The sequence below is a fragment of the Actinotalea sp. Marseille-Q4924 genome, from assembly GCF_916618755.1.
In the GTDB taxonomy this organism is placed as follows: Bacteria; Actinomycetota; Actinomycetes; order Actinomycetales; family Cellulomonadaceae; genus Actinotalea.
In genome coordinates this window covers 323,129-348,507 of the sequence record NZ_CAKAKB010000004.1, presented here as the reverse complement: position 1 = coordinate 348,507, position 25,379 = coordinate 323,129, and the positions used below count along the sequence as shown (strand labels likewise).

Annotated in this window: 18 protein-coding genes; 12 read left to right on the top strand and 6 right to left on the bottom strand. The window is 72.4% G+C overall.

The features are described from left to right. Nucleotides 1–146: 146 nt before the first annotated feature. On the top strand, nt 147–1,544 hold the full coding sequence (locus tag LG379_RS14360) for a hypothetical protein (protein ID WP_225755276.1): 1,398 nt from the start codon (nt 147–149) through the stop codon (nt 1,542–1,544). Between the two features lie 160 nt (nt 1,545–1,704). Here LG379_RS14360 and LG379_RS14355 read toward each other — a convergent pair whose 3' ends face one another. Both LG379_RS14355 and LG379_RS14350 read right to left on the bottom strand, forming a co-directional pair. Beyond that, a complete protein-coding gene (locus LG379_RS14355) occupies nt 1,705–2,871 on the bottom strand; it encodes an endo-1,4-beta-xylanase (protein ID WP_225755275.1) in 1,167 nt (388 codons plus the stop codon). Between the two features lie 190 nt (nt 2,872–3,061). After that, nucleotides 3,062–3,697, bottom strand: coding sequence for a TetR/AcrR family transcriptional regulator (locus LG379_RS14350; RefSeq protein WP_225755274.1), 636 nt, complete (start codon nt 3,695–3,697; stop codon nt 3,062–3,064). A 61-nt stretch (nt 3,698–3,758) separates the two neighbouring features. Between LG379_RS14350 and LG379_RS14345 the strand changes: the two genes are divergently transcribed. Beyond that, nucleotides 3,759–4,718 (top strand): alpha/beta fold hydrolase, encoded by a 960-nt coding sequence (locus tag LG379_RS14345; RefSeq protein WP_225755273.1) that lies wholly within the window; start codon nt 3,759–3,761, stop codon nt 4,716–4,718. A gap of 144 nt (nt 4,719–4,862) precedes the next feature. On the opposite strand, the gene LG379_RS14340 is transcribed toward LG379_RS14345, so the two are convergent. Beyond that, nucleotides 4,863–5,948 carry a LacI family DNA-binding transcriptional regulator gene (locus LG379_RS14340; protein ID WP_225755272.1) on the bottom strand — a complete coding sequence of 362 codons (1,086 nt, stop codon included), beginning with the start codon at nt 5,946–5,948 and terminating at the stop codon, nt 4,863–4,865. 197 nt (nt 5,949–6,145) lie between these two features. Here LG379_RS14340 and LG379_RS14335 point away from each other — a divergent pair, with 197 nt between their 5' ends. From LG379_RS14335 to LG379_RS14320, 4 genes are read left to right on the top strand one after another with little or no spacing between them, the layout of a single operon-like run. Next, the gene (locus LG379_RS14335) at nt 6,146–8,125 is read left to right on the top strand and encodes a right-handed parallel beta-helix repeat-containing protein (protein ID WP_225755271.1); all 1,980 of its coding nucleotides are present in this window, start codon (nt 6,146–6,148) and stop codon (nt 8,123–8,125) included. 5 nt (nt 8,126–8,130) lie between these two features. After that, a complete protein-coding gene (locus LG379_RS14330; protein ID WP_225755270.1) occupies nt 8,131–9,036 on the top strand; it encodes a dihydrodipicolinate synthase family protein in 906 nt (301 codons plus the stop codon). Between the two features lie 2 nt (nt 9,037–9,038). Continuing rightward, nucleotides 9,039–11,012 (top strand): YjhG/YagF family D-xylonate dehydratase, encoded by a 1,974-nt coding sequence (locus LG379_RS14325; protein ID WP_225755269.1) that lies wholly within the window; start codon nt 9,039–9,041, stop codon nt 11,010–11,012. After that, on the top strand, nt 11,009–11,791 hold the full coding sequence (locus LG379_RS14320) for an alpha/beta fold hydrolase (RefSeq protein ID WP_225755268.1): 783 nt from the start codon (nt 11,009–11,011) through the stop codon (nt 11,789–11,791). The genes LG379_RS14325 and LG379_RS14320 overlap by 4 nt, the downstream gene beginning before the upstream one ends. A 168-nt stretch (nt 11,792–11,959) precedes the next feature. On the opposite strand, the gene LG379_RS14315 is transcribed toward LG379_RS14320, so the two are convergent. The 3 genes from LG379_RS14315 to LG379_RS14305 form a co-directional block, all read right to left on the bottom strand. Beyond that, the gene (locus LG379_RS14315; RefSeq protein ID WP_225755267.1) at nt 11,960–14,113 is read right to left on the bottom strand and encodes a DEAD/DEAH box helicase; all 2,154 of its coding nucleotides are present in this window, start codon (nt 14,111–14,113) and stop codon (nt 11,960–11,962) included. Between the two features lie 374 nt (nt 14,114–14,487). After that, nucleotides 14,488–17,445 carry an ExeM/NucH family extracellular endonuclease gene (locus LG379_RS14310; protein ID WP_225755266.1) on the bottom strand — a complete coding sequence of 986 codons (2,958 nt, stop codon included), beginning with the start codon at nt 17,443–17,445 and terminating at the stop codon, nt 14,488–14,490. 354 nt (nt 17,446–17,799) lie between these two features. Further along, nucleotides 17,800–18,558, bottom strand: coding sequence for a BTAD domain-containing putative transcriptional regulator (locus LG379_RS14305; protein ID WP_225755265.1), 759 nt, complete (start codon nt 18,556–18,558; stop codon nt 17,800–17,802). Nucleotides 18,559–19,700: 1,142 nt separating this feature from the next. Between LG379_RS14305 and LG379_RS14300 the strand changes: the two genes are divergently transcribed. From LG379_RS14300 to LG379_RS14275, 6 genes are read left to right on the top strand one after another with little or no spacing between them, the layout of a single operon-like run. Continuing rightward, complete coding sequence (locus LG379_RS14300; RefSeq protein ID WP_225755264.1) at nt 19,701–20,456, top strand: M15 family metallopeptidase; 756 nt, start codon at nt 19,701–19,703, stop codon at nt 20,454–20,456. After that, entirely contained in the window at nt 20,456–21,064 is a 609-nt protein-coding gene (locus tag LG379_RS14295; protein ID WP_225755263.1) for a hypothetical protein, read from the top strand. Before LG379_RS14300 ends, LG379_RS14295 begins: the two co-directional genes overlap by 1 nt. Nucleotides 21,065–21,104: 40 nt before the next feature. After that, a complete protein-coding gene (locus LG379_RS14290) occupies nt 21,105–21,821 on the top strand; it encodes a hypothetical protein (protein WP_225755262.1) in 717 nt (238 codons plus the stop codon). Nucleotide 21,822: 1 nt separating this feature from the next. After that, nucleotides 21,823–22,299, top strand: coding sequence for a hypothetical protein (locus LG379_RS14285; protein ID WP_225755261.1), 477 nt, complete (start codon nt 21,823–21,825; stop codon nt 22,297–22,299). Between the two features lie 39 nt (nt 22,300–22,338). Then, on the top strand, nt 22,339–24,120 hold the full coding sequence (locus LG379_RS14280) for a S8 family serine peptidase (RefSeq protein ID WP_225755260.1): 1,782 nt from the start codon (nt 22,339–22,341) through the stop codon (nt 24,118–24,120). 6 nt (nt 24,121–24,126) lie between these two features. After that, nucleotides 24,127–25,371, top strand: coding sequence for an OmpA family protein (locus tag LG379_RS14275; protein ID WP_225755259.1), 1,245 nt, complete (start codon nt 24,127–24,129; stop codon nt 25,369–25,371). The last annotated feature ends 8 nt before the right edge of the window (nt 25,372–25,379 follow it).

The window sequence follows — 25,379 nt, the reverse complement described above, 5'->3', positions numbered from 1 at the left end:
CAGGTTCGCGCTGAAGGCCCGGCCTGTCCCCCTTCGTCGTCGTACCTGAGCGTGGGACAGGCGTGACGCCACGCCGGGGGGACCCTGTTGGGACATCGTGTCGTCTGGCGTCACTAGGGTGATGACTCATGGCGTCAGTGCGGACCGTGAACGAGTCGACCGTCGAGCAGGCCTGGAATGAAGCCCGACTCATTCCGACCTCCGGCATCAACGGCGCAGAGGAGCAGGAGCGTCGCGCCACATCCGCACTTCTCGCCGTGATGACGTCAGTCAAGGAGTTCGGCAGGTCACTGACCAAGCCGTTCGGCGCGCCGGCCGGCTCCGTCGACACCTACATCGAGGTTCCCTTCGTCCTAGGCGAGAAGAGGCTCTATCCGGACGGGCTGATCCGCGTTAGCCGCGGGCAGCGAACCTGGACGGCTCTCGTCGAGGTCAAGACCGGCAACAACGCACTCGTCGCCGAGCAGCTGGAGAACTACCTCGATATCGCGCGCGAGAGGAGCTACGACGCCGTCCTCACGATCTCCAACGAGATCCCCGCGGTCGATGGCCAGCACCCCACCAAGGTGGACAAGCGCAAGACCCGTAAGGTCGCGCTGCACCATCTCTCCTGGACCCAGGTGCTCTCAGAAGCCGTGATGCAGAAGGAGTTCCGGGGAGTCGCAGACCCGGACCAGGCGTGGATCCTCGGCGAGCTCATCCGATATCTGGAGCACCCAAAGTCCGGTGCTATGGAGTTCGAGGACATGAGCGACTCCTGGGTCACCGTCCGCGAGTCCGTCCGCAGCGCGACCTTGCGCAACGGGGACAAGGGCGTCGCCGAGGTGGCCTCGCGCTTCGACGCGTTGCTCCGCTTCGCCAGTCTGAACCTGGGTCGGCAACTGGGAGCCGAGGTCACTCCAGCTCTTTCACGGAAGGAGCTTGCTGAGCCCGCACTGCGCACGCAGTCGCTCATCGCATCGCTGTGTCATGACGGCCGCCTCGAGGGCTCGATCAAGATTCCTTCCACGGTCGGGCCTATGGTGCTCACTGCCGACCTCCGCGCTGGAACGGTCACGTGCCACGTCGACATCGACGCTCCGAAGGAGGGGCGTGCGACGACGAGGGTCAACTGGCTGATCCGGCAGCTCAAGAACGCGCCTGACGTGCTCAGGGTTGAGGCGTTTGCGGCCCACAGTCGCGGGTCCGGCACGGCCGAGCTCTTGCGAGACGTCCGGGAAGACCCAGGGTCGCTCGTCGCCGATCCGGCGCGAGAGATCCGGATGTTCCGGGTCGCGCTGACCAGCCCGATGGGAACGAAGCGTGGGCGGGGCCGAGGCTCGTTCATCGACTCGGTCCTCGACGCGATCGACACCTTCTATGCGCACGTCATGCAGAACCTCAAGGCGTGGTCTGCCGCACCACCGCGGATGCGTTCGGACGCCGAGGCGACAGCGCAACAGGAGTCCGTTGCTCCCGCTCTCATCTCCACCGCCCTTTCATCGCAGGACGGTGCGGAGGCAGCATCGGTCGCCGATCGTCGGGACGCTCAGGCGTCGGAGTAGGGACTGGGCCGAGCTCGGGCATGACGAGCCTGCGGGGACTCTCACGAAGCCGGCGCTGGCGTCGTCGCAGATCACAGGTAGACGAGAGTCGGACCCCTTAACGCCGATGGCGCGTGGACCCTGTGGGCCCACGCGCCATCGTCGCGTCAACGCGGTGAGGTCACCGGTTCAGCTTGTTCAGACCCGGGGGCGTCCGCGGGGACTTGCCGGGGGTCGCCTCCTTGAGGCTCTCGAGCAGCGCGTAGTACGACGGCTTCTTCTCGAACTCCTCGGTCATGATCGTGGCGTAGCCCTCGGGGAAGACCCCCGGGACCCAGGAGCGCGCGTCGTCGAAGCCCCAGACGGTGTAGCTGGTGCAGGCCGCGACGTTGATGCAGGCCTGCAGCATCTTGTCGAAACGCTCCGCCTGGAGGGCGATCTGCTCGGCCGTCGGCTCGCCGTCCTCGCCGAGCGGCATGCGGACGTCGGCCTCGGTGACGGCCACCTTCAGGCCGAGGGCCGCGAACCGCTCGAAGTTCGCCTGGATCGAGTCGTCGAAGCCGTACTGCAGGCTCAGGTGACCCTGGGCGCCCATGCCGTGCAGGGGCACGCCGTCGGCGAGCAGCTCCTGCGCCAGCGCGTAGTAGGCGTTGGTCTTGTTGTTGATGCCCTCGGCGTTGTAGTCGTTGAGGAAGAGCACCGCCTCGGGGTCCGCCTCGTGCGCCCAGCGGAACACGTCACCGATGAGGGCGACCGGGTCCTCGGCGCATGCCTTCAGGAACGGGTTGGCCTCGGTGCGCAGGCGCACACCACCGTTGTCCCAGTCGTCCTGGAAGATCTCGTTGGCGACGTCCCACTCGTAGATCTCGCCGGCGTAGCGGCCGACGACGGTGCGGACGTGCTCCTCGAGGACGTCGCGCGCCTCCTCACAGGTCCAGGTGGCGCTGGCGTCGATGACCCACTGCGGGTTCTGGCTGTGCCAGAGCAGCGTGTGGCCCCGGACCTCCTGGTTGTTGGCCTGGGCGAACGCGACGACGGCGTCCGCGCCCGAGAAGTCGTACACGCCGGGCTCCGGGTGGATCTCGGCCCACTTCATGTCGTTCTCGGGCGTGATCGAGTTGAACTCGGCCGCGAGGATGCGCTGGAACTCGGTGGGGTTCTTGCGGTCGTAGTCCAGGAGCTCGTTCTGCCCCCAGACGGCACTGCCGATCTTGAGGTCGCGCGGGGCCTCGGAGCGCAGCGTCTCCTCCGGCTGGGCGCCCTGAGCCGCGGGCACCGTCAGGGCGACAGCCGTGATCGCCGTCGCGGCGACGGCGGCGACGCGCCTCATGGTCGTGGGATGGGACATCGTTGTTCCTCTCCGATCACAGGTTCGGCGGCATTAGGTCAGCCGCCGAACTAATCCGGTGTGAGCAAGGTAACGATGTCGATAACGATTTCGCAAGACGTCGAACGGAATGACCTTCGTCTCTTGCGCAGCCACGGCGCGGGTGCTCGAGGGCGGGCAGCTGTCATCCGGGCCTCGCGCCCGCAAACGATCACGCGCCTCGCACCAGGGCGGACTTGAGCGCAGCGGTCAGCCGGTCTCGGTACTGCTCCGCGGTCCACCCCTGCTCGACGACAAGGGCGTCCCACATGGCCGGCAGCGTGAACGCGTAGAGCAGCGCCGCCGCCGACTCGACGTCCCAGTCGGCCGCGAGGCCTCCCTCCGCGGCGAGTCGTTCGACCAGATGCCGAGAGCCTGCGCGTCGTCGGCCCATCCGGTCTGCCCATGCCGCCTCGGCATCAGGGTCCGTCCGCCGGGCTGCCTCGAGGATGCGCGCGACGGGCGCAATCCCCTCGTGCGCCACAGCGAGCATGCCGAGCAGCCGCTCGATGCCGTCGACGGCTGACGGCGCCGCGAACACCTCGCGCCCGCGCTCCTCGAGGCCCAGCGAGCGGTCCATGTGGTCCACCAGGGCGACCAGGAGGCCGGTTCGATCGCCGACGTGCAGGTACACCGCTTGGCGGGAGACACCTGCTCGCCGCGCGACCGCACCCATGGACGCCTCGGCGCCTTCTTCGACGAGTCGCCACGCGGCTTCGAGGATCCTCGCCCGGGTGGCGGGGTCGCCGTAGTCGCCACGTGTCGCGGTGACCCGCCGGGATGACTCGTCCGTCGACTTGGTTGACACGTCGTCAAGCGTAAGCGCAGACTGCACTTGACATCCTGTCAACCGCGTCTGAGGAGCCGTGATGGATGAGGTCAAGCGTGACGAGGCCGCCATGGCGACGTACGTCGGGGCAGAGCGTGACCTCCTCGACGCGCACCACGTCCGTGGCGAGGTGCGCGACCTCCAGACCGCCGGCGGACCGGTGCACATGATCGACACGGGCGGTGACGGGCCCCCTGTTGTGCTCGTCAGCGGCGGCGGCGCGACCGGCGCCACCTGGGGTCCTCTCCTCGCTCATCTCCACGGCTACCGCGCGATCGCCGTCGACAGGCCCGGGTTCGGGCTCACGCCACCTGCCGACCTCGGCACGACTCCCCTGGGAGACGTCGCCGTCCGCTTCTTGGATGACGTCCTGGACGCCCTCCAGCTGCGCTCCGCGGTGCTTCTCGGGAACTCCATGGGCTCGTGGTGGATCACTCGATATGCACTGGCTCGCCCCGACCGCGTCCACGGCATGGTCCACGTCGGCTGCCCCGCCCTGCTCCTCACCACATCAGCACCGCTGCCCATGCGGGTCATGGGCGTCCGTGGTCTGGGGCGGCTTCTGCTCGCGATGCAGCGACCGTCGCCGAAGAACGCCCGCATGCAGCTGCGGATGTCCGGAGACCCCCTCGGCGAGACGGCGGCGGACCGGGCGATGGTGGAGGTACTGGTCGCGATGCAACGCCTGCCGTACTGCCGCAGCGCGTGGCTAGACCTCCTGCACGCGACGGTCGGCCCCCGCGGCGCGCGCCGCGGGATGTCGATAACCCCCGACGACCTGCGGACGATCCGCACGCCGACGCTCTTCGTCTGGGGCGAGCGGGACGCCTTCGGTGCGCCCGCGGTCGGCGGGCGAGCCGTCCAACTCATGCCGACGGCGACCATCGCCACGGTGCCGTACGGGCACGCGCCGTGGGTGTCCGACGCGGCGGCGGTCGCGACGCCCATCCGCGGCTGGCTTGCCGCGCGCGCCTCACCCTCGGTCGTGGCCGACGGTTGAGCCGTCCCGACACCCGCCCGGCCGCCGTGGAGTCGAGGTTGTCGACGCGCATCGTGAAACGGCTCGCCCGATGACCGATAACTTCATCGTCCCGACGGCACAGTGGGGCAAGCCCCGGTACGGCCCGGCGTCCGCCCCCGGGGCCTACCGCTCTCCGGGATCCCGGTCCGGTGTCCCCGACGACGAGTCGAGCCGAGCGGTCGCGGGGGGTGCGGTCGACTCCCTGACCACGAGCGTGGTCGAGAGCTGGACGTGGTGGGAGTCGACGCCCTCCCCGCGGGCCAGCTGCAGGAGGGTGCGCAGGGCGACCCGTCCCATCTCGACGATCGGCTGCCGCACGGTGGTGAGCGCGGGTGCCGACGTGGCCGCCGCGGAGCTGTCGTCGAAGCCGACGACGGACAGGTCCTGCGGGACGCGCAGCCCGTGGCGCTGGGCCGCGGACAGCACCCCGAGCGCGATGGAGTCCGACGCCGCGAAGACCGCCGTCGGCCGGTCCGGCAGAGCGAGGAGGTCGTCGGCCATCTCGACGCCGGCCTCGAAGGTGTGGGCACGCGAGCGCACCAGGGCGTCGTCGACCTCTCCCCCACCCGACCGCATGGCGCTGAGGTAGCCCTGCAGGCGTTCGGCCGAGGGCTGGAAGCCCTGCCGCCCTCCCGCGAACGCGATCCGGCGGTGCCCGAGGCTCAGCAGGTGCCGCGTGGCCTGCACACCGCCGGAGAAGTTCGTCGAGCCCACCGAGACGGTCGAGTCATCCAGCGGGTTGGCCGGGTCCACGTGCACGGCGGCGACGCCGGACGTCCCCAGCAGGCGGTGCTGCTCGGCCGTGAGCTCCGCCGTGACCACGATGACGCCGGTCCGGTCCCGAGCCGCCTGCCTGCGGACCCAGGCCGACGACAGCGGCACCGCGCCGCTCCCGGGCAGGTCGAGCACGTCCACGAGCACCTCGACGTCGTGATCCCGCGCCGAGGTGAGGACGCCCTCGAGCACGCGCATGGCGTAGATGTCCGAGAGCGTCCGGAAGACGACGACGGCGGTGCGCGGCGTGGCACCCGGACGAGGCCCGGTCGTGGGTGCGTAGCCCAGCTGGTCGATCGCCGCCTCGACGCGACGACGCGTCTCGGGCGAGATGTTCGGCCGGCCGTTGAGCACCTTCGACGCGGTGGACGTCGAGACGCCGGCCGCGGCGGCGACCTGCTCGAGCGTGGGGCGGCGCGTGCGGACCGGCGACATGGAGGCACTCTAGCGAAACATTTTCCTGAGCAGGCGTGCAGGGCGTCGCGCCCTCGTCGGTCGCACAGGACTTCCCATCGCCGGGGACGCCGCCTAGGGTCGCCACAGCAGCACGTCGCAGTGGAAACATTTTCCCCACAGCAGACGCCCGGAGGACGACGTCGTCTCCGTCCCGGCCCCGATCGAAGGACACTCCCGTGACCACGTTCCACGTCGCCGTCACCGGCTCCGACCGGGCCGACGGAACCCAGGACGCCCCCTTCCGGACGATCAACCGGGCCGCCCGCGCGGCGATGCCCGGCGACACCGTGCAGGTCCACGAGGGCACCTACCGCGAGTGGGTCCGACCCGTCCGTGGCGGCATCGGCGACGACCGCCGGATCACCTTCGAGGCCGCGCCGGGTGAGCACGTCGCGATCAAGGGCTCCGAGATCGTCACCGGCTGGGTGCGCGAGGAGGGCACGGTCTGGCGGGCCGACGTGCCGAACACCCTCTTCGGGGACTTCAACCCGTTCGCCGAGACCGTCGTCGGCGACTGGCTGCACCCCGGGCCGGGGGGCGTCCTCGCCCACCGCGGCGACGTCTACCTCAACGGGCGCTCGTTCTACGAGGTGCACGACCGCGCCGACCTGCACGAGCCCGAGCGCCGCACCCGCACGCGCTACTCCTGGACCGCTCTGGACACGGAGCTCGTCGACCCGGACCAGACCGTCCACGTCTGGCACGCCGAGGTGTCCGACGACGTCACGACGATCCGGGCGAACTTCCACGACGCCGACCCGAACGCCGAGCTCGTCGAGATCAACGTGCGCCCCGCCGTCTTCTACCCCGAGCGCAGCCACCTCGACTACATCACCGTCCGCGGCTTCGAGCTGGCCCAGGCCGCGACGCCGTGGACGCCGCCGACCGCCGACCAGCCGGGCCTCGTCGGCCCGAACTGGGCCAAGGGCTGGGTCATCGAGGACAACCTCGTCCGCGACGCGAAGTGCTCCGGCGTCTCGCTCGGGAAGAACGCCGCGAGCGGCGACAACTTCGGGTACGAGCGGGGCGACAAGCCGGGCTACCAGTACCAGATCGAGGCCGTCTTCACCGCCTCCCACCAGGGCTGGGACCGCGAGCACGTCGGCTCGCACGTCGTGCGCCGCAACGAGATCCGCGACTGCGGGCAGAACGGCGTCGTCGGCCACCTGGGCGCCGTGTTCTCCACCATCGAGGACAACCACATCCACCACATCGGCACGAAGCACGAGTTCTACGGCTACGAGATCGGCGCCATCAAGCTGCACGCCCCGCTCGACGTCGAGATCGTCCACAACCGCATCCACGACACCACGCTCGGCATCTGGCTCGACTGGCAGGTCCAGGGCACCCGCATCAGCCGGAACGTGCTGTACCGCAACATCCGCGACCTGTTCATCGAGGTCAGCCACGGCCCGGCCACGGTCGACCACAACGTGCTCGCCTCCCCCATCGCGATCGAGCTGTTCAGCCAGGGCAACGCGTTCGTCAACAACCTGGTGCTGGGGGCGGTGCGGATGCAGGCCGTGCTGGACCGCGCGACGCCGTACCACGTGCCGCACTCGACGCAGGTGGCGGGCTACGCGTTCATCTACGCCGGCGACGACCGGTACGTCGGCAACCTCTTCGTCGGTGCCCCCAGGGGCGTGTACGGACCGGACGCGCCGATCGTGCTGGAGGAGTTCCCGCCGGAGTCCTTCGGGACGCACACGTACGAGGGCTTCCCGGCGTCGTGGGAGGAGTACCAGCAGCGGGTCGGGGTGTTCGGCGGCGCGGGCGACCACGCCCGGTTCCACCTCGAGCGGCAGCCGGCCTACGTGCGCTCGAACGCCTACGCGGACGGTGCGCGGCCGGTCTCGCACGAGACGGACGCGCTCACGGTGGCGGGCGCCGCCGTCGTCCGGGTGGTCGACGAGGGTGACGAGGTGTTCCTCGAGACCGAGCTCCCCGGGGCCCTCACCGCGCCGGTGACCGGCGTGACCACGGGCGCCGACCTGGGCCACGTGCGGATCGCCGGGGCCGGGTTCGAGAGCCGCGACGGCTCCCCCGTCGTCGCCGACGTCGACCTGGTCGGGGCCCGCAAGGAGCTCGGTAGCAGCTACCCGGCGGGCCCCCTCGCCTCGCTCGACGACGGCGCCACGCGCGTCCGGGTCTGGTGAGCGCCATGACCAAGGACGGCGCGGCCGTCTTCCTCGCACCCGCCGTCACCGCGTTCGACGCCGACGGCGACCTCGACCGCGACGGCAACGTCGCGGTGTGGGACCACATCCTCGGCGGCGGGGTCGACGGGATCGTCCTCATGGGCAGCACCGGGGAGTTCTTCGCGATGCGGCCCGAGCAGAAGCGCGAGCTCATCGACCTCGCCGTCGAGCACGTCCCCGAGCGCGGGGAGCTCATCGTCGGCACGGCCTCCATGCGGGTCGACGAGACCGTCGAGCTGAGCAGGTACGCGCTCGACGCCGGCGCCCACGCCGTCATGGTGATCACCCCGTACTACTTCGCGCTCGACGACGCGGGCATCGAGGCGTACGTCGACGCGGTCGCGCAGCAGGTCGACGGCGACGTCTACCTGTACAACTTCCCGGCCCGCACGGGGTACGACCTGAGCCCGGAGGTGACGCGCCGACTCCTGCGCCGGCACCCGAACATCGTCGGCTATAAGGACACCGTCACCGAGGTCGGCCACACCCGCCGGCTCCTCACCGAGCTCCTGCCGGAGTTCCCCGACTTCCGGGTGCTCGCGGGCTTCGACGAGAACCTCCACCACGCCGTCACCTCCGGCGGGGCCGGCGCGATCGGCGGGCTCGCCAACCTCTACCCGGAGATCTGCGCGGCCTACGCGCGCGCGGTGAACGACGGCGACGCCCGGGCGATCGCCGCCCAGCAGCGCCGGGTCGACAGGCTCATGGGCCTCTACACGCTCGGGACCCCGTTCTTCCCGTTGCTCAAGGAGGGGATGATCCGGCGCGGCGTCCGTCTGCAGGGCCACTCCACTCCCCCGCACCTGCCCCCGACGCCCGAGCAGGCGGACGCCCTGGCCGCGCTCATGGCCGCCGTCGAGGCGATGTAGCGATGTCCTGGACGTCGCTCCTGGAGCCGCACGACGACATCTACACCGTGCGCACGCAGGCCCCCGGGCCCGAGGGCCGCCTGCCGCTGACCGCCGACCTGCTGCGGGACTCACCGAGCGGCACCGTCTTCGGCATGACGCAGAACGCCGGCATGGGGTGGCCGCGGGCGAACATGCTGGGACCGCAAGTCATGATCGTTTCGACGGCGGGCGGTCTCCGGACCGACGACGGCGTCCCGGTCGCCCTCGGCCTGCACTCCGGCCACTTCGAGCTCGTCGACCAGGTGAGGGCCGCGGCGGAGGTCATCGCGGAGGCCGGCGGGCTGCCGTTCGCCACCTACGTCAGCGACCAGTGTGACGGCCGGTCCCAGGGCACCCCCGGCATGTTCGACTCCCTGCCCTACCGCAACGACGCTGCCGTCGTGATGCGGCGTCTCATCCGGTCGCTGCCCACGCGTTCCGCCGTCATGGGCGTCGCCACCTGCGACAAGGGACTGCCCGCCACGATGATGGCGCTCGCGTCCCAGCACGACCTCCCCACGATCCTGGTGCCCGGCGGCGTCACCCTGCCGCCCGCTCAGGGCGAGGACCTCGCTCGCGTGCAGACCCTCGGCGCCCGGTTCGCCAACGACGAGCTCTCCCTCGAGGACGCCGCCGAGCTGGGCTGCCGCGCCTGCGCCTCGCCCGGCGGCGGCTGCCACTTCCTCGGCACCGCGGGCACCGCCCAGGTGGTCGCCGAGGCCCTCGGGCTGGCGCTGCCGCACTCCGCGCTGGCGCCGTCGGGCGAACCGGTGTGGCAGGAGGTGGCGCGGCAGTCGGCGCGCGCCGTGCTCCGGCAGCGCGAGCTCGCGCTGACCACGAAGGACGTCCTCACGGACCAGGCCGTCGAGAACGCCATGGCCGTCCACGCCGCCATCGGCGGCTCGACGAATCTCCTGCTGCACCTCCCGGCGATCGCCCACGCCGCCGGACTACGGACCCCGACCGTCGATGACTGGGTGCGCGTCAACAAGGCCGTGCCGCGCATCGTCAGCGTGCTGCCCAACGGGCCCGTCCATCACCCCACCGTCCGCATGTTCCTGGCCGGCGGCGCCCCCGAGGTGATGCTGCACCTGCGGGACCTCGGCGTCCTGCACCTCGACGCCCTGACGGCGACCGGCGAGACCCTCGGCACCGTCCTGGACTGGTGGAAGACGTCGGAGCGGCGGGCCCGCATGAAGCAGGCCCTCCTGGACCAGCAGGGCATCGAGGCGGACGACGTCATCATGAGCCCGGCTGCCGCGCGCCGCCGCGGGCTGACGCCGACGGCGACCTTCCCGATCGGCAACCTCGCGCCCGAGGGGTCGGTCATCAAGTCCACGGCCATCGACCCGTCGCGGATCGGCGACGACGGCGTCTTCCACCACGTCGGCCCGGCCCGGGTCTTCACCTCCGAGGCCGCCGCCATGGCTGCGATCAAGACCCGCGCGGTGGCCCCCGGCGACGTCATGGTCATCATGGGTGGTGGGCCGCTGGGCACCGGGATGGAGGAGACCTACCAGGTCACGTCGGCGCTGAAGTACCTCAGCTACGGCAGGGAGATCTCGCTCATCACGGACGCCCGGTTCTCCGGCGTCTCCACCGGCGCCTGCATCGGGCACGTCGGCCCCGAGGCGCTCGCGGGCGGCCCGATCAGCAAGCTGCGCGACGGCGACGTCGTCGAGATCCGGGTGGACGTCGTCGGCCTGGAAGGCACGATCGACTACGTCGGGGACGCGACGGCTCGCGTGACGCCCGAGGAGGGCGCCCGGGTCCTCGCCGCCCGCCCACCGCACCCGGACCTGGCACCGCACCCGCAGATCCCGGACGACACCCGCCTCTGGGCCGCCCTCCAGGAGGCCAGCGGCGGGACGTGGAACGGGTGCGTCTACGACACGGACCGCATCGTCGCGGTGCTGCGCGCGGGGCTCGAGGCGCTGGGCGCCGACGGCGGATGAGCGCCACGCCGACGAGCTTCCGGTCCGACGACGGCGTGTGGATCGCCTACCGGTGCTGGGGTGCCGACGACGGGATTCCTGTGGTCCTGCACCACGGCTTCGGCGCCGGCGCCGACCTGGACTGGGTGGGCATCGGCGTCGTCGGTGCGCTGACCGCCGCCGGCCGCCGCGTGGTCGCGCTGGACGCGCGCGGGCACGGGGGGTCGGACAAGCCGCACGACCCGGCCCGCTATGGCGAACCGCGCATGGCGCAGGACGTCGTCGCGCTGCTCGACGTCCTCGACGCGCCGGACGTGGACCTCGTCGGCTACTCCATGGGGGCCGTGGTCGCGCTGCTCACCGCTGCCCGCGATCGTCGTGTCCGGCGGCTCGTCGTCGGCGGCATCGGCGTCGCGGCCCTGGAGCTCGGCGGCGTGGACACCAGGGCACTGGACCCGGACGCGTTGACGCACGCCCTGCTGACGGACGACCCGGCGAGCATCAGCGACGCCGGTGCCGCCGCCTTCCGCGGCCTCGCCGACTCCACCGGCGCGGACCGGCTCGCTCTGGCGGCCCAGGCGTCGGCCGTGCACCGGGGACAGATCCCGTTCGCGGAGATCACCGTCCCGACGCTCGTGCTCGCCGGCCGGGACGACCCGCTCGCCCCCCGACCTGAGACCCTGGCGGCGGCCCTGCCGGCCGGCTCTCTGCGCCTCGTCGACGGCGACCACGGGGCGGCGTTGCACGACGCCGGGTTCCGCGAGGCGATCGTCGCGTTCGTCGGTGACGACGCCGCCTGACCGTGGCCGTCGGGTGGTGCGGCTCCGCCGGCTGGCGCCGGCATCGGCAAGACCGACGGCGACCAGGTCGAGGTCCACCTCACGCAACGGTTGACGTGAGCGCCGGCGTGGCGTCAGAACGCACGCGCCACGCCCCGACGCGCCGTCGGACACCGGTCGGTCCGGTGCTCAGCCGACGACCTCGACAGCCAGCGCATCGGTGAGCAGTGCGACCAGCGCCTCGAGCTGCACGTCCGTCGACGACGACGCGTCCTCCTCCGCCGCCCCGTCCAGCGCCCGCGCGGCGAGCCCGGACTTGGCGTCGATGAGCTCCGCGATCTTGGAGTCGATGGTCTGCGCGGCGATGATCCGCCACGCGGTGACCGGCTCGTCCTGGCCGATCCGGTGGATCCGGTCGATCGCCTGGGTCTGCTCCGCGTCGGTCCAGGACAGCTCGGCCAGCACGAGGTTGGATGCGACCTGCAGGTTCAACCCGACGCCGGCGGCCAGTAGGGAGCACACCACGATCGACACGTCGGGGTCGTTCGTGAACGCGGCGACGTTCTTCTCGCGCGCCTTGGGCGTCTGGTCGCCGCGGATCGAGGCGTACTTGATGCCGCGGTCGGCGAAGGTCTGCTCGGCCTGGTCCATGACGTCGACGTGCTTGGCGAAGAACACGACCTTGCCGACGTTCCGGGACAGCTGCGCGGTGTAGTCGGCGGCCAGCCCGGCCTTGGCCTGGCCGATCCGGCGGACCATGGTGAAGACGTTCTCGCCCTTGGCCTTCGAGCTGGAGTCCTTGAGCTCGGCGGCCGCGACGCGCCGGGCGAGCTCGAGGTCGATGCCCTCCACGGCGCCGCCGTCGGGCCGTGCGGCCAGAGCAGCGCGGTAGCGGTCGACCAGGCGACGGGTGAGCGCCAGCTCGGACGCGCGGATCGAGCGCCCGACGGCGCCCTCCAGCTCGACGGGCAGGTCCGCCACCCGGCGGGCGGGGATGTCCGCCGCGACGTCGACCTTGCGGCGGCGCACGATGCCCATGTCGATGACGGCGGCGCGCGCGGCGGAGTAGAAGCCGCGGTCGGCAGGGGTCAGACCGGTCTCCTCCAGGGCCGTCATGAGCTTGCCCTGCGGCTTCTCGTTGTCGATCCAGCCGAGGAACTGCCAGATCGCCCGGAAGTCCTCGATGTCGTTGATCAGCGGGGTGCCGGTCAGCGCCATCATGAGCGGCCGGGCGGTGCGCTCGCGGATCCGGTCGGACAGCGCCAGGACGTGCTGGGAGCGCTGGGAGCCCCGGTTCTTGATGAAGTGCGCCTCGTCGACGACCATCCCGCGGAACCCGAGATCGCCGAGCCAGCCGACGTGCCGGTCGAGGATGTCGTAGTTGACGATGACGACGTCCGCGAAGGCGTCCACCTCGTCGCCGTCCCCGTGGACGACGGTTGCGCGGCGCAGCGGCGTCCACAGCTCCACCTCGTGCGCCCAGTTCGTCTTGACCACGTTGGGCGCCACGACCAGGAGCGGGAAGGCGTCGGCCGCCTGGGCGGCGAGGAGTGCCTGGGCGGTCTTGCCCAGCCCGGGCTCGTCGGCGAGCAGGAAGGTGCGGTGGCCCTGCCGAGTGGCCGCGACGACCTTGGCCTGGTGCGGCATGAGCGCCCTGCCGTGGCCTACGGCCACGGAGCCCGCCTCGGGGAGCGCCATGCAGGACGCGGCGCCCGGAGTGGACTCCTCGAAGGACCGGAAGAGCGGTTCGAGCAGCTCCCACCCGGCGAGGCGGCGGGGCTTCGCGGCGAGCCGCTCGGCCGCCGCCTCGAAGTCCGGGGCGAGGAACGGGTTCGCCCGCTGCCGCTGGATCACCGACTGCGGCACCACGCGCTTCTCGGTCCCCGGCGCCGGCGTCGTGGGCGCGACCGGCTCGGGCTCGACCTCCTCGGGCGCATCGAGACCGCCCGCGCGCATCACGGTCGCCTTGTACGCCCGCGCGGTGTCGGAGACGCGGGCGTCGTCGGCGAGCAGGGTGAGCAGCGAGGTGTCCCGGGCGGCGATCCTGGCCAGCAGCGTCGCGACCCCGTCGAGCCGCTTGAGCTCCTGGTCCCGCTTGGCCGCGGTGAGGGACGTGTCGGCCTTGACCCGGGCGCGCTCCTCGCGGACGAGCAGTGCGACGACCTGGAACTTCGTGCGGACCGCCGGGCGCGTGGGCGGCCGCTGCACGGCGCCGTCGACCTCGTGGGCCAGGCCCGCGAGCACGGGGATGATCCCCTTCTCGCTGGGGCGCGTGGGGCGGCGACGCTCGGCGCCGGAGTCCGTCCGCGCGCGACCGGACCGGCGCTGGCCTGCTCGTGCCACATGCCCTCCTTCGAAGCGTCCACACCGCGACGACGTCGCGACGCGCCGCACCACGGCCGCCCGGACGGGGTGGGCGTCGGACACCCACCCAGGCCGCAGGAAGCGGAGGCCACGGCGCTCGGGGGGAGCGCTGGACCGCCGTGCACCGTCCACGCCCACGAGGTGCGCCACATCGGCTGCGACCCCGGTCGCGTGCTCGCTACGTCTGCTCGCCGAGCGTCAGGTCGGCAGCAGCCCCGCCCTGCCGGGCCTACCGGCGTGCGAGGTCGGGACAACTGTACGTGGCGGAGGCGACTCCCGTGTGACGAAGGCGCCCGGAACGACCGAGCCCCGCCGTGCACCAGGCACGGCGGGGCTCGGTCAGTGTCGAACGGTCACAACCGCGGCATGAGCCCCGGGGGGACCACCTCGACGATCGTCGCGGCGGTCGACGTCTCGGTGCCGTCGCTCACCTGCACCGCGACCGGGTAGATGCCCGGCGGCCGGTTGGCGTGGAAGGTCGCCGTCGGGCCGGTGGCGTCGTCGAACGCGCCGTCACCGTCGAGGTCCCAGGCGAAGGTGAGCTCGTCGCCGTCGGCGTCCACTGACTTCGAGGCGTCGAGCACCACACGGGCGCCCGGCTTGACCACGTACGGACCACCCGCGTTGGCCACCGGGGCCTCGTTGCTCGCCAACGACAGGCCGACGACCACGGGGTCGTGGTCGCTCGACCGGTACGGGGTCGGCTCGTAGAGCGGGAGCGCGGACGACTCCCGCTCGAAGGACGCCTCGCCCGTGTCCCGCACGGTGTCGTTGTAGTCGAACAGCGGCACCTCGTCGGCGTTGACCTTCCAGCCGCCGGCGCCGGTCACCTGCGCCGCGAGCGACTCGGTGGCCAGGGCGTGGTCGAGGTGACCGAGCAGACCGTCGAACAGGTAGCCGTAGGACTCCAGGCCTTCGTACGTCTCGAGCAGGTCGACGTAGCCGGCTGCCTCGAGCGTGCTGATCGGACGCTCCATCGAGTAGGAGTTCAGGTCGCCGATGACGAGGAAGTCGGGGTCGCCGCTCCCGGTCGGGTCGGTGGCCAGATAGTCCGCCAGCGCCGCCGCGGCCTGCGTGCGGGTCAGGTCGCAGTTGCCGGACCCGTCCTGGGGCGAGTCGTCGCCCGCCCCGCAACCCGAGCCCTTGGACTTGAGGTGGTTCACCGCGACGGTGAACCGCTCACCGGTGGCGACCTCGTCGAACGTCTGGATCAGGGCCGGCCGGTTGCGGTCGGTGTCGAACCGGGCGTCGTCCTCCTCGGTCAGCAGGGCGAAGTCACCCACCGGGGTGACCGTGGCCGGCTTGTAGAGGAAGGCCTGCTTGATGGCGTCGGTGCCGATCGTGCCCGTCTCGATGTAGGCGTAGGTGCCCGGCGCGGTGGCGGCGTTGAGCGCGTCAACGATCTGCTGCGTGGCCGCACCCTCGTCGTTCTGGATCTCGATGAGGCCGAAGACGTCCGCGTCGATGGTCTTCAACGCGGCGACGATCTTTGCGAGCTGGCGCTCCCGCTCCAGCTCGGAGTCCGCGCCGCGGCAGTCGTCGGTACCGGTCGGCCCGCACGTGCCCGTGTCGTCGGAGGAAGTCGTGTCCACCGTGGCGAAGTAGTTCAGCACGTTGAAGCTGGCGACCTGCAGGCGGCCGCCGACGTCGTCGGGCGTGGCCGGTCGCGGGTTGACGGACTCGAAGGTGTAGTCGACGCCGGGCACGGGGCGCAGCTTCCAGGCGCCGAACGAGTACTCCATGACACCGGTCAGACCGGTGATGGTGTCGCCGCCGCGGAAGTAGTTCTCCGTGCTCAGACCGGGGGTCGGGTAGTAGTACGGCTCGTTGTTGAGCGGGCCGCTCGTGGCGTCGTTCTGGTCGTTGCTGTCGTCGTCGAGGACGATCCGGTGCTTGGCCAGCTCGGCCTGGAACGCCTGGTAGCCCTCGACGCTCGGGGTGTTGGTCTGCGTGTACTGGTAGCCACGCTCGTCCGCCGTGAGCACGATCTCGCCGAACCGCGCGAGGTTGAAGTACTCGCTGACGACCAGGGTGGTCGACACGGTCGTGATCATGCCCTCGACCGCCTCGAAGGTGGCGGCGTCCCGCGTGGAGGTGCTCGCCGGCAGCGTGACGACGGCGGCCGTCGGCAGCGGCTGGCCGGAGGCGACGACGTCGACCGAACCGCCGGTGGCGTTCACTCGCGTGCTGGTGAAGTCCTCCTCCACCGTGCCGACGACGGTCACGAGGTCACCCGCGGCCAGGCCGGTCGGGCACGCGGAGCGGCAGAAGACGTACACACCCTCCGAGGTCGCCGGGTCGGCGTCGGCGTCGGCGTCCTCCTCCTGCACGAAGAAGCCGTCGAGCACGTCGCGGCTGGTGATGAGCGAGGTGACGACCGCCTCGACCTGGACCTCCTGGTCCACGAGAGGCGAGGCGCTCCCGGAGCCCTGGACGTCCGAGACGAGCGACGTCGCGAGCGGCGCGGAGACCGTGACCGTGACGGTGCAGAGGGCCTGCGCGTCGTCGTCCGACGTGGCCGTGATCTGCACCTCGTAGATGCCGGCGGCCGTGGTGTCGGCCACCGTGAGCGTCGCGGTGGCGGCCTCGCCCACGCCGGTGGGGGCTGTCGAGCCCTCGAGCGTGATGCCGTCCACCACGGCGGACGTGATCGCCAGGCTGTCGATGCCGCTGTCGGCGTCGGACGCCGAGACCGTGCTGCTCCCTGCCTCGCCGGCGGTGACCTCGAGCGCAGCCTCACAGCTCAAGGCCGGCGGGAGCGGGTCGCCCGAGGCGACGAAGACCTGGTCGTTGTTCGCGGCGCCGGGGGTCTCGGCCGCCGAGGCTGCCCAGGTGAAGTCACCGTAGGAGTCGCCGGTGCCCGTGAGCTGGAGGGACTCCCCCACCGGGCCCGAGCCACCTTCGATCACCCCGATGTCCGTGCTGGTCTGGCCCGTGGCAGCGCCGCTCGTCGCGGCGAAGACGCCCTCGTAGGAGAGGAACTGGACCAGAGCGCCGGAGCCGTCGACGAGGGCCACGCCGTCGGGCGCCCCGTTCTGGAGGCCCACGGCCGCAACGCTCCGGAAGCCGAACCCGGACCCGGTGTCGTCCCCGAGCGCGCCCGAGAGCGGCAGGGTGCCGTAGGCGGCACCGCCGTTGCCGTTGTAGAGGACGACCGACCAGCCGGTCAGGTCTGTCCCCGCCGGGCCGGCGACCTCGACGAACTCGTTGACGTCGGTGCTCGCGTTGTCGTAGTGCAGCTCGTTGATGAACACGGGGGTGTCGGGCGCGACGGCCGCGGCCGGCAGCGCGACGAGGGCGCTGGCGACCATGGCCAGCGGCGCAGCGACGGCGACAGCGGATCTCGCTGCGGCACGCGCTGAGTGACGAGACGGTGTGGGTCGAGCGGTCACAGAGTTCCTCCAGGTCGAGCCGTGCGGCCCCAAGACGGCAGCTCGCTCCGTTGCGGGCAGCCCCGAGGTCGTGGCAGAAGGAAGCGCCGCCGACCTGGAACGCGGGACGTCGTCGTCCCGGTGCGCCAGCCCGAGGGCATCTTCCCGGTCGGAGACTATCCGCTCGACCCGACCCCTCCTAGAGCCATCAGGAGCCGGCTGCACCCGGGTCGTGCACGGCCCGTTCCGACGTGCCACGAGCCGCTCCCGCCCACCCGCGCGACGCGCGGGCGCCTACCCGCCCCGCAGTGCGCGCTGCGAGCGTTGCGACGGGATCGGTGCGCCGCGAGCTGCGACGCCGAGCAGCTCCTGGAGCGAGCGGGTCGGCTCGATCCCGACCTCGGCGAGCATGACCGATCGGTAGAGCCCGTACTGGTCGAGCGCCTCCGCGACGTTGCCCTCGCTGAGGTGGATCGTGATGACGGCGCGGTGGGCGCTCTCACGCAACGGTTCGAGCTGCACGGCGGCGAGGGCCGCATGCATCGCGGCGCCGGCGAGGCCGCGGCTCAGCAGTGCATGGGCCGTCAGCTCGAGCGCGTGCAGCCGGAGCTGGCGGTCGCGCTCACGCTCGGCGAGCACCCACTCCTCGTACCACCCCGGGAGCAGCTCCAGAGCATGCAGGTGGGACATGAGCGAGTCCGTGGGGACGGCGGCGACGTCCCGGATCACACTCAGCGCGAGGGCCTGCGTCAGGTGGAGGTCGACCTCCGCCGTCGCGGGCAGCGCCACGACCTCGCCGGCGTGGACCAGGAGGTCGGGGCAGAGCCGCCTGACCTGCCAGATGGAGGTGCGCAGGTTGGCCTGCGCCCGGCCCTCAGGAAGGTCGGGCCACAGCTCCCCGGCGAGCGCGGACCGGGGCACGCGTCCGACGAGCGCCACGCGGGCCAGGAGATGCTGCGACGTCGGGGGCAGGACGACCTCGTGCTCCCCGCACCACACCTGGAACCCACCCAGGAGGTGCACCAGGATCTTCCCCACCGGCGACGTCGCCATGTCGGTCGACGGCCTCCCCCCCTGCGCATGCCGATGAGCCGTGGCAGCCCGACCGAGGAGGAGTCGCGACCTCGGCGGGCTGAGCTCTCGCGACGCCGGAGAGCCGCAGGAGCGAGGGACTGACCCCGGATGTCGGCCTGCTGTGTCCGACGTGACTGCTCGTGGCGCCGGGGTGTGGCCCCGCGGCGGACCCCGTCCGCCCGCCCATTGTTCACCCGCCAGGGACGGCGTGACAAGACGTGACAGGCCACCGTGACGCGCCTGTCGGCAGCCCCGCACCGACGCGACCGAGACGCGATGCAGACGGCCTCGCGACGGCCCGTCGACGGTGGGTGCGCGTCTGCGCGACGGCGCCGCGACGGGCCCGTGACGGCGCCCGGAATACGTTCACGAACGGCGGCCGGCACACGGGCCGGTCGAGCTCTGGAGGGACAGGCCATGAACCCTGACGCGGGCCTCGGCGCACTCGACGGCGACGGCCGCGCGGCGTGGGGCCGGCCCGGCGAGACGTGGCCGGTCTCCGGCGGCGGTCACGTGGGCCAGGAAGGCGCCGCGCTCGAGTGGCTGGAGGCCGCCTGGTCCGGCGACGGCGCGTCCACCGCGTGGACGACGGAGGGCGAGGCCGCGGGGGCATGGCTCGGCGCGTCGGAGGCCGCCGAGGCGGTCGAGGGAGCCGATCTCGACGAGGCGGAGATCTGGCCCGCGCTCGCAGCGATCATCCCCGCCGTGATCAGCGCCGCCCCGGCCGTCATCGACGCGGTCAAGCAGCTCACCAGCCCGAAGCCGCCGCCGGCACCACCTCGCCCGGCGCCGGCGCCGCCCCGACCGCCCGCGCCTGCTCGTCCTGCACCGACGACCGGGCCCGTGCCCTCCTCCCCGGCCCCGCGGCAGACCGCAGCCCCCGCCCCGCTCCTGCACCCGCGCCACGTCCGACTGCGCCCACCCCTGGCGCGGGCGGTCCGTCCTCGTCGGGCGCCGCCGACACCGTCGAGCTTCTGCGACGCCTCGCCGACCTCCTCCCGCAGCTCACGACGCTGCTCGCCGGGCCGACCGCACGGGAGTGGATCGCGTCGGCCGGGACCGAAGCGGCGTCGGAGGGCACAGACGTCCCGGAGGGACTCACCGGGCGCGTCCCCGCCCCGTTGGCGAGCAGCGCCCCTGCTGGCCGCCCGCGCCTCAGCCATGCGCGCGCCGGCGCCGAGCACGGCACCACCGAGGACACGCCCACCGAGCACGCGTCAGGCGAGGGCTCGGAGCGGGACTACGGCGACGCCGCGGCGTCGTCCGGGACGCAGGAGGAGCGGGGGCCGCCGGCCGTCGAACGCTCCCCGGCGGACGCTCCCCCTGAGGCGACCGCCGTCACCGACCTCGTGCCGCTGCCGGACCGCTCGACGATCAACGTCGGGGTGAGTCCCTGCCCCACAAGCCTGCTCGTCTCCCGGTTCGGACGACCCCGTGACCTCGTGACCGCCCAGTGCCAGGCCATCACCTCGTCGTTCTGGGAGGGACGGATGGCGACCGGCGAGGTCGGGACGTTCCGGGTCCGCGGGCACCACCGGGCTGTCGCCCTTCTCGGGGAGGCCTTCACGGCGCTCCGGGCCACCGACCCGGACCTTCACGACCGCGTCGGGTCCTCGGGGATGCTCTGCGTCCGCCATGTCCGCGGCCGCCTCGGCGTGCTCAGCAACCACGCCCTCGGCCTGGCGCTGGACGTCACGATCGACGGCCGCACCGACATCCGCGGCGACGACCAGGTGCAGCGAGGTCTGCTCCGCCTGCACGAGGTGCTCGCCCCGTTCGGCGTCTTCTGGGGGGCGGGCGTGCGACCTGAGGACGCCATCCACTTCGAGGTCGGTGCCGAGGTCGTGCACCGGTGGCTGGAGGAGGGGACCTTCTGATGACCATGGACCGCGAGGCGATCCTGCAGGTGATGGCCCGACGCGCGGGGCTCACCGAGAGCCAGGTCGACGCGTTGCGTCGGCGCGACTACGCAGCCCTGCTGCTCGAGGAGCCCCCGGGCGTGCCCGACCCCGCGACCGTCCCACGGGGGGCCGGCCCGCGGTACCCCTGGGACGACGCCGGGGTGCTGGTCCAGGAGGAGCAGCCGTCCCAGGCGGACCTTCAGGTCGCGCTCGAACGCATGTCCCGCCGTCTGGCGCTCGTCCGCCACCAGCGTGACGCCGGCCTGCAGCTCCTGAGGCAGGTGGCGACCCGCCTCGGCTGCTGCCCGGACTGCTGGGGCACCGAGTCCGCGTGCCCCACCTGCGGCGGTCTCGGCTCCCCGGGGTACTTCGCACCTGACGCCCACCTCGTCGACTGGCTCGGCCCGGCGCTCGACCGGGCCACGGCACACGCTGACGCGTCGACGCCGCCGTCGGCGCTGAGCCCGGGGGCCGCCGAGGCGGACCACGGCCCCTCCGCGCCCGACGACGCCCACGGACCGACCCGGCCGGCGCCCGTCCCCGTGCGACGACCGACCACCGCACACACCGACGGGTGGGCATGAGCCCGACCCCGTTCGCACGCACGAACCGAGGGAGAGAGAGATGACGACACTGGACGACCTGCTCGACGAGTCGGCGCTGGACGACTTCGACGAGTCCGAGAACCTGCCGGACTGGGACGAGGGTGCCGAGTTCATCCCCGGTCTCGGTGCCCTGGTCCCGCAGCTGGGCTTCCTCGACCCCATCGGGGCGGGGATCAAGGCGGTGGGCAACGCGCTCAAGCCACCGACGCGCCCCCCGGCACCCCGGGTCTCGGTCCCTGCCGCACAGGGGACCAACACCGCGACCGTGCAGACCCCGCGCGGCCAGGCGTCCGTGCAGCTGCAGACGCCTGTCGTGCACAAGGACGAGTTCAACGCCGCCGTCGGTCGGCTGCAGGCGGCGATCAACGCGGACTCCGCGCGGATCAACACCCTGCAGAAGGACCTGCAGACGCTGGGGGCACGGGTGGGCACCGTGGTCGGGGAGACCCAGGCGGCCGTGGCCAAGAACCGCACCGAGCAGCAGGCCGCGACGCGCAAGCTGCGGCTGGAGACCCAGGCCGCGGTCCGCAAGCTGCGCGCCGATCAGCAGCAGGCGCAGACCATGAGCATGGTGATGAGCCTGATGATGCAGCAGCTCGGCAAGGACGAGGACGGCGACTCGAACAGCATGATGCTGCCGCTGATGTTCATGATGATGCCGCAGTCCGGCGGGAGCAGCAGCGGGCCCGACATGTCGATGATGATGATGATGCTCGCGATGTCGGGAGGGCTTTGAGATGAACCTCCTGCCGATCATCGCCCTCGCGGCGCTGCCCAAGCACCGACGCAGCACGGTGTTCCCCATCGCCCTCCCGGCCCTGGCCGGCCTCCCGGTCGCTCAGGCCGGGGCGCTCGCCGTCATCACGGCCGACAGCGTGGCGCGCCGCGAGCGCACCGCCGCTCAGACCGAGGCCACGACGGCGGTGACCTCGGTCCTCACCACGGCCGTCGAGAAAGGGGCCACGCTCACGGCCGAGGACGTCGAGCACATCCCGATCGCACGACGGGCCGTCGCGACGAACCCGGCCATCCTCCGCCCCGTGGGCGCCGGCCTCTCCGCCGAGGACCTCGACCGCGTCAAGGAGGTCTTCGAGGAGCTCCTCGCCCAGCGGGCCGACGACGGCGCCCGTGCGTCCGGTGGGGCCGCCCGGTCCAGCGGTGGGAGCGGGAAGCCCGCCGACGGCGGGTCCGCCCCCACCACCGGCAAGGGCTGACCCGGGCGTCCGGGCCCGCCCTGCTCACCGGGACCCACCATGCCCGTCGACCTGGACCCGCACCTCCTCCAGCTCCAGCTGGAGGAGGCCGAGCGGCACCCCGACCCGGCCACGCCCCGGCGGGTCGGGGTGATCGCCCGGGTCAGCGGGCCCGAGGTGGAGGTCCCCGGCCTGGAGGTGGTGGTGCGTGCCGGGACGGTCGTCACGGGTCGGATGGATCTTGACGCCGTCGCCGAGGTCCGGCGGCACCGCGACGTGCTGAGCCTCAAGCGCACGCACCACTACCTGCCGGCCGACGCCGCCCACGTGGCGGCGCCGGACGCGTCGGCCGGCACCTCCCCGTCCTCGCCGCCGACGCCGCCGGCGCCGCCGTCGCTGCCGTGGACCGGGCGTGGCGTCGTCGTCGGGCTGCTCGACTGGGGTTTCGACGTCGCCCACGCCGACCTCGTCACGGCGGACGGGCGGACCCGCTTCCTGTCCCTGTGGGACCAGCGCGGGGGCCGCACCCCGCTGAGCCCCGAGCCGTACGGCTACGGCCGAGAGCTCGACGCCGCCACGATCGACCGCGCGCTCGCGACCGCCGACCCGTACGCCGCTCTGCGGTACGACCCGGCGGAGGTGGACCCGCTCGGTCGCGGCACCCACGGGACCCACACCCTGGCGATCGCGTGCGGCGCCGGACGGGCACCGGGGTCCACGCCCGGCCTCGCCCGCGATGCCGACATCGTGGCCGTCCACCTGCGCGGCGACGACACCAATCCCGACGACACCCTGGGGGACTCGGTGCGCATCCTCGAGGGCGTCGACTACGTGTTCCGGCGGGCCGGCGACCGGCCGGTGGTGCTGAACCTGAGCCTGGGGCGGTGCGGCGGCCCGCACGACCGGTCGCCGCTGCTGGTCCGGGCGATCGACGAGATGCTCGAGACGCCGGGGCGGCAGGTGGTCTGCTCGGCCGGCAACTACTTCAGCACCGGTCAGCACGCCAGCGCACAGCTCACCGACGGCGCACCGGTCGAGTGGGAGTGGGTCGTCGAGCCGCCCCTGGTGGACAACGCCGAGCTCGAGATCTGGTACCCGGCGGCGGACCAGCTCATCGTCGAGCTGGTGGCACCGGACGGCGCCGTCGTCCTCGAGCTGCCTCCCGGGGAGGAGCGGGTGGTGCGCGACGGCGGCGCCGTCGTCGTCTCCGCGTTCCACCGGCGCGGGGACCCGGGCAACGGCGACAGCGTCGTCGACCTCTTCCTCTGGCCGGGCGCGCCGGCCGGGCGGTGGCGCGTCCGGCTGGTGCCCCGCCACGTCGAGAAGGGTGAGGTGCACGGCTGGGTCGAACGTGCCTACCGGGGGCGCCAGAGCCGCTTCGCGGTCCCCGATCCACTGTTCACCACGAACACGATCTGCAACGGGCGTCGGACGATCGCGGTCGCCGCCTACGACCACCGGGCACCCGTGCCGTTGCCGGGACCGTTCAGCAGCGCGGGCCCCGCACGGGACCTGCATCCCAAGCCGGACCTGGCGGCGCCGGGGGTCGCGATCACCGCAGCCCGCTCGTCGTCCCCGCTCAACGGCCGCCGGGAGCGCGACGGTCTCACCACGATGTCGGGGACGAGCATGGCCGCGCCGCACGTCACCGCCGCCGTCGCGGTGCTCTTCGAGGCCGCCGGTCGGCCGCTCACCTCCCAGGAAGTGGGCGACCTGCTGCGGACGACGGCGCGTCCCGTCCCCGCCGGCCCGGAGCGGGTTGGTCCCGGCGTCCTCGACGTCGACGCCGCGCTGCGCCGGCTCACCGCTCCGCCCCTGCCCACCACCCTCCGCACGAGGTGAACGACCATGAATGACTTCTTCTCCCCCGGCTCCGACGACGAGGCCGTCGCCTGGCTCACCGAGCAGGAGGCGGCGCCCTCCGCCACCCGCACGCTGTCGACAGAAGCCGCCGTGGCGGCGCTCGAGGCGGTGCCCCCGTTGCTGGAGGCGCTGCCGGTGCTCCTCAGCGCCCTCGGCACCCGGCCGGCCCAGGGATGGGAGGCCGCCGGCGCCTGGGAGAGCGGCGAGGCCCTCGAGGAGGCCGGGGACGCGCCGGAGTCCTCGGCCGAGATGTGGGAGTACCTCGAGCCGGGGTGGGACGGCGGGGCGGAACCGGAGGCCGGCTTCATCGCCCTCGCAGGTGTCCTCATCCCTGCGGCCGAGCTCGGCCTCGGGCTCTTCCAGACGCTGCAGCAGCACGCGCTCAGCGGGGCGTTCTCCGTCACGTCCACGGCGGCGAGCTACATCCACAACCCGAGCCCGACCGGGCTCACCATCCAGCGACGCACCTTCCGCTTCCCGATCACCGCTCATCACCCCCGGTACGGGATCGGGACGCAGACGTTCTGGTTCGACGTCGAGCTGGAGTACGACGGGTTCAACATCCGCCGGGTGTCGGTGACCGAGGACCGTGGCAGCTCGAGCACCCTCGTCTCCTCGGACTTCACCATCACCTTCACGCCGTCGTGGCGCTCCGCCAACAACGAGCCCGTCGCAGCGATCTCGTACACGATCAGCGGCCGCTGGGACCCGATCGGCCGCGGGGACGAGAGCTTCCGCGGCAGCTTCGTCATCGACGCGGCAGGGAACCTCACGGGACTGCAGGTGACGTCGTCGCAGGGCTGGGTGCGCAGCGGGCAGGTCACCCACCGGGGTGGCGGTCCGGTGCCGCGGCCGACGAGAGCGGTGCACGTCACCACAGTCCACTTCGACCCGGCAGGGAGCGCGACCCTCACCCAGGACAAGATCCGCCACGTGCACGGCTGGTACACGCGGCTGCCGGCGGCCGTGCAGGCGGAGGTACGGCGCGGGACCCAGCCGATCCGGCTGACCGGTCGCGCCTCGACCACCGGGACGGTCCAGCACAACCAGGCGCTGGCGCGGCGCCGCGCGGAGGCGGTGGAGCGGATCCTCCGCGACCTGGCAGGGCCGTCAGCCCAGCTCACGGTCCTGGTCCACGGCGAGCTCGAGGCGCGCACCGCCGACTCCCAGGAGACGCCGGACGAGCGGCGGGTCGACCTCGAGTGCGAGTACCAGGTCTACCAGCTGTGACCGGTCCG

Bases quoted from the DNA above. Each gene is read 5' to 3' on its own strand.
- LG379_RS14325 (WP_225755269.1), top strand. From the start codon at position 9,039: ATGTCCTGGACGTCGCTCCTGGAGCCGCACGACGACATCTACACCGTG.
- LG379_RS14295 (WP_225755263.1), top strand. From the start codon at position 20,456: ATGACCATGGACCGCGAGGCGATCCTGCAGGTGATGGCCCGACGCGCG.
- LG379_RS14320 (WP_225755268.1), top strand. From the start codon at position 11,009: ATGAGCGCCACGCCGACGAGCTTCCGGTCCGACGACGGCGTGTGGATC.
- LG379_RS14330 (WP_225755270.1), top strand. From the start codon at position 8,131: ATGACCAAGGACGGCGCGGCCGTCTTCCTCGCACCCGCCGTCACCGCG.
- LG379_RS14310 (WP_225755266.1), bottom strand. From the start codon at position 17,445: ATGGTCGCCAGCGCCCTCGTCGCGCTGCCGGCCGCGGCCGTCGCGCCC.
- LG379_RS14340 (WP_225755272.1), bottom strand. From the start codon at position 5,948: ATGTCGCCGGTCCGCACGCGCCGCCCCACGCTCGAGCAGGTCGCCGCC.
- LG379_RS14290 (WP_225755262.1), top strand. From the start codon at position 21,105: ATGACGACACTGGACGACCTGCTCGACGAGTCGGCGCTGGACGACTTC.
- LG379_RS14345 (WP_225755273.1), top strand. From the start codon at position 3,759: ATGGATGAGGTCAAGCGTGACGAGGCCGCCATGGCGACGTACGTCGGG.
- LG379_RS14285 (WP_225755261.1), top strand. From the start codon at position 21,823: ATGAACCTCCTGCCGATCATCGCCCTCGCGGCGCTGCCCAAGCACCGA.
- LG379_RS14275 (WP_225755259.1), top strand. From the start codon at position 24,127: ATGAATGACTTCTTCTCCCCCGGCTCCGACGACGAGGCCGTCGCCTGG.
- LG379_RS14305 (WP_225755265.1), bottom strand. From the start codon at position 18,558: ATGGCGACGTCGCCGGTGGGGAAGATCCTGGTGCACCTCCTGGGTGGG.
- LG379_RS14280 (WP_225755260.1), top strand. From the start codon at position 22,339: ATGCCCGTCGACCTGGACCCGCACCTCCTCCAGCTCCAGCTGGAGGAG.
- LG379_RS14355 (WP_225755275.1), bottom strand. From the start codon at position 2,871: ATGTCCCATCCCACGACCATGAGGCGCGTCGCCGCCGTCGCCGCGACG.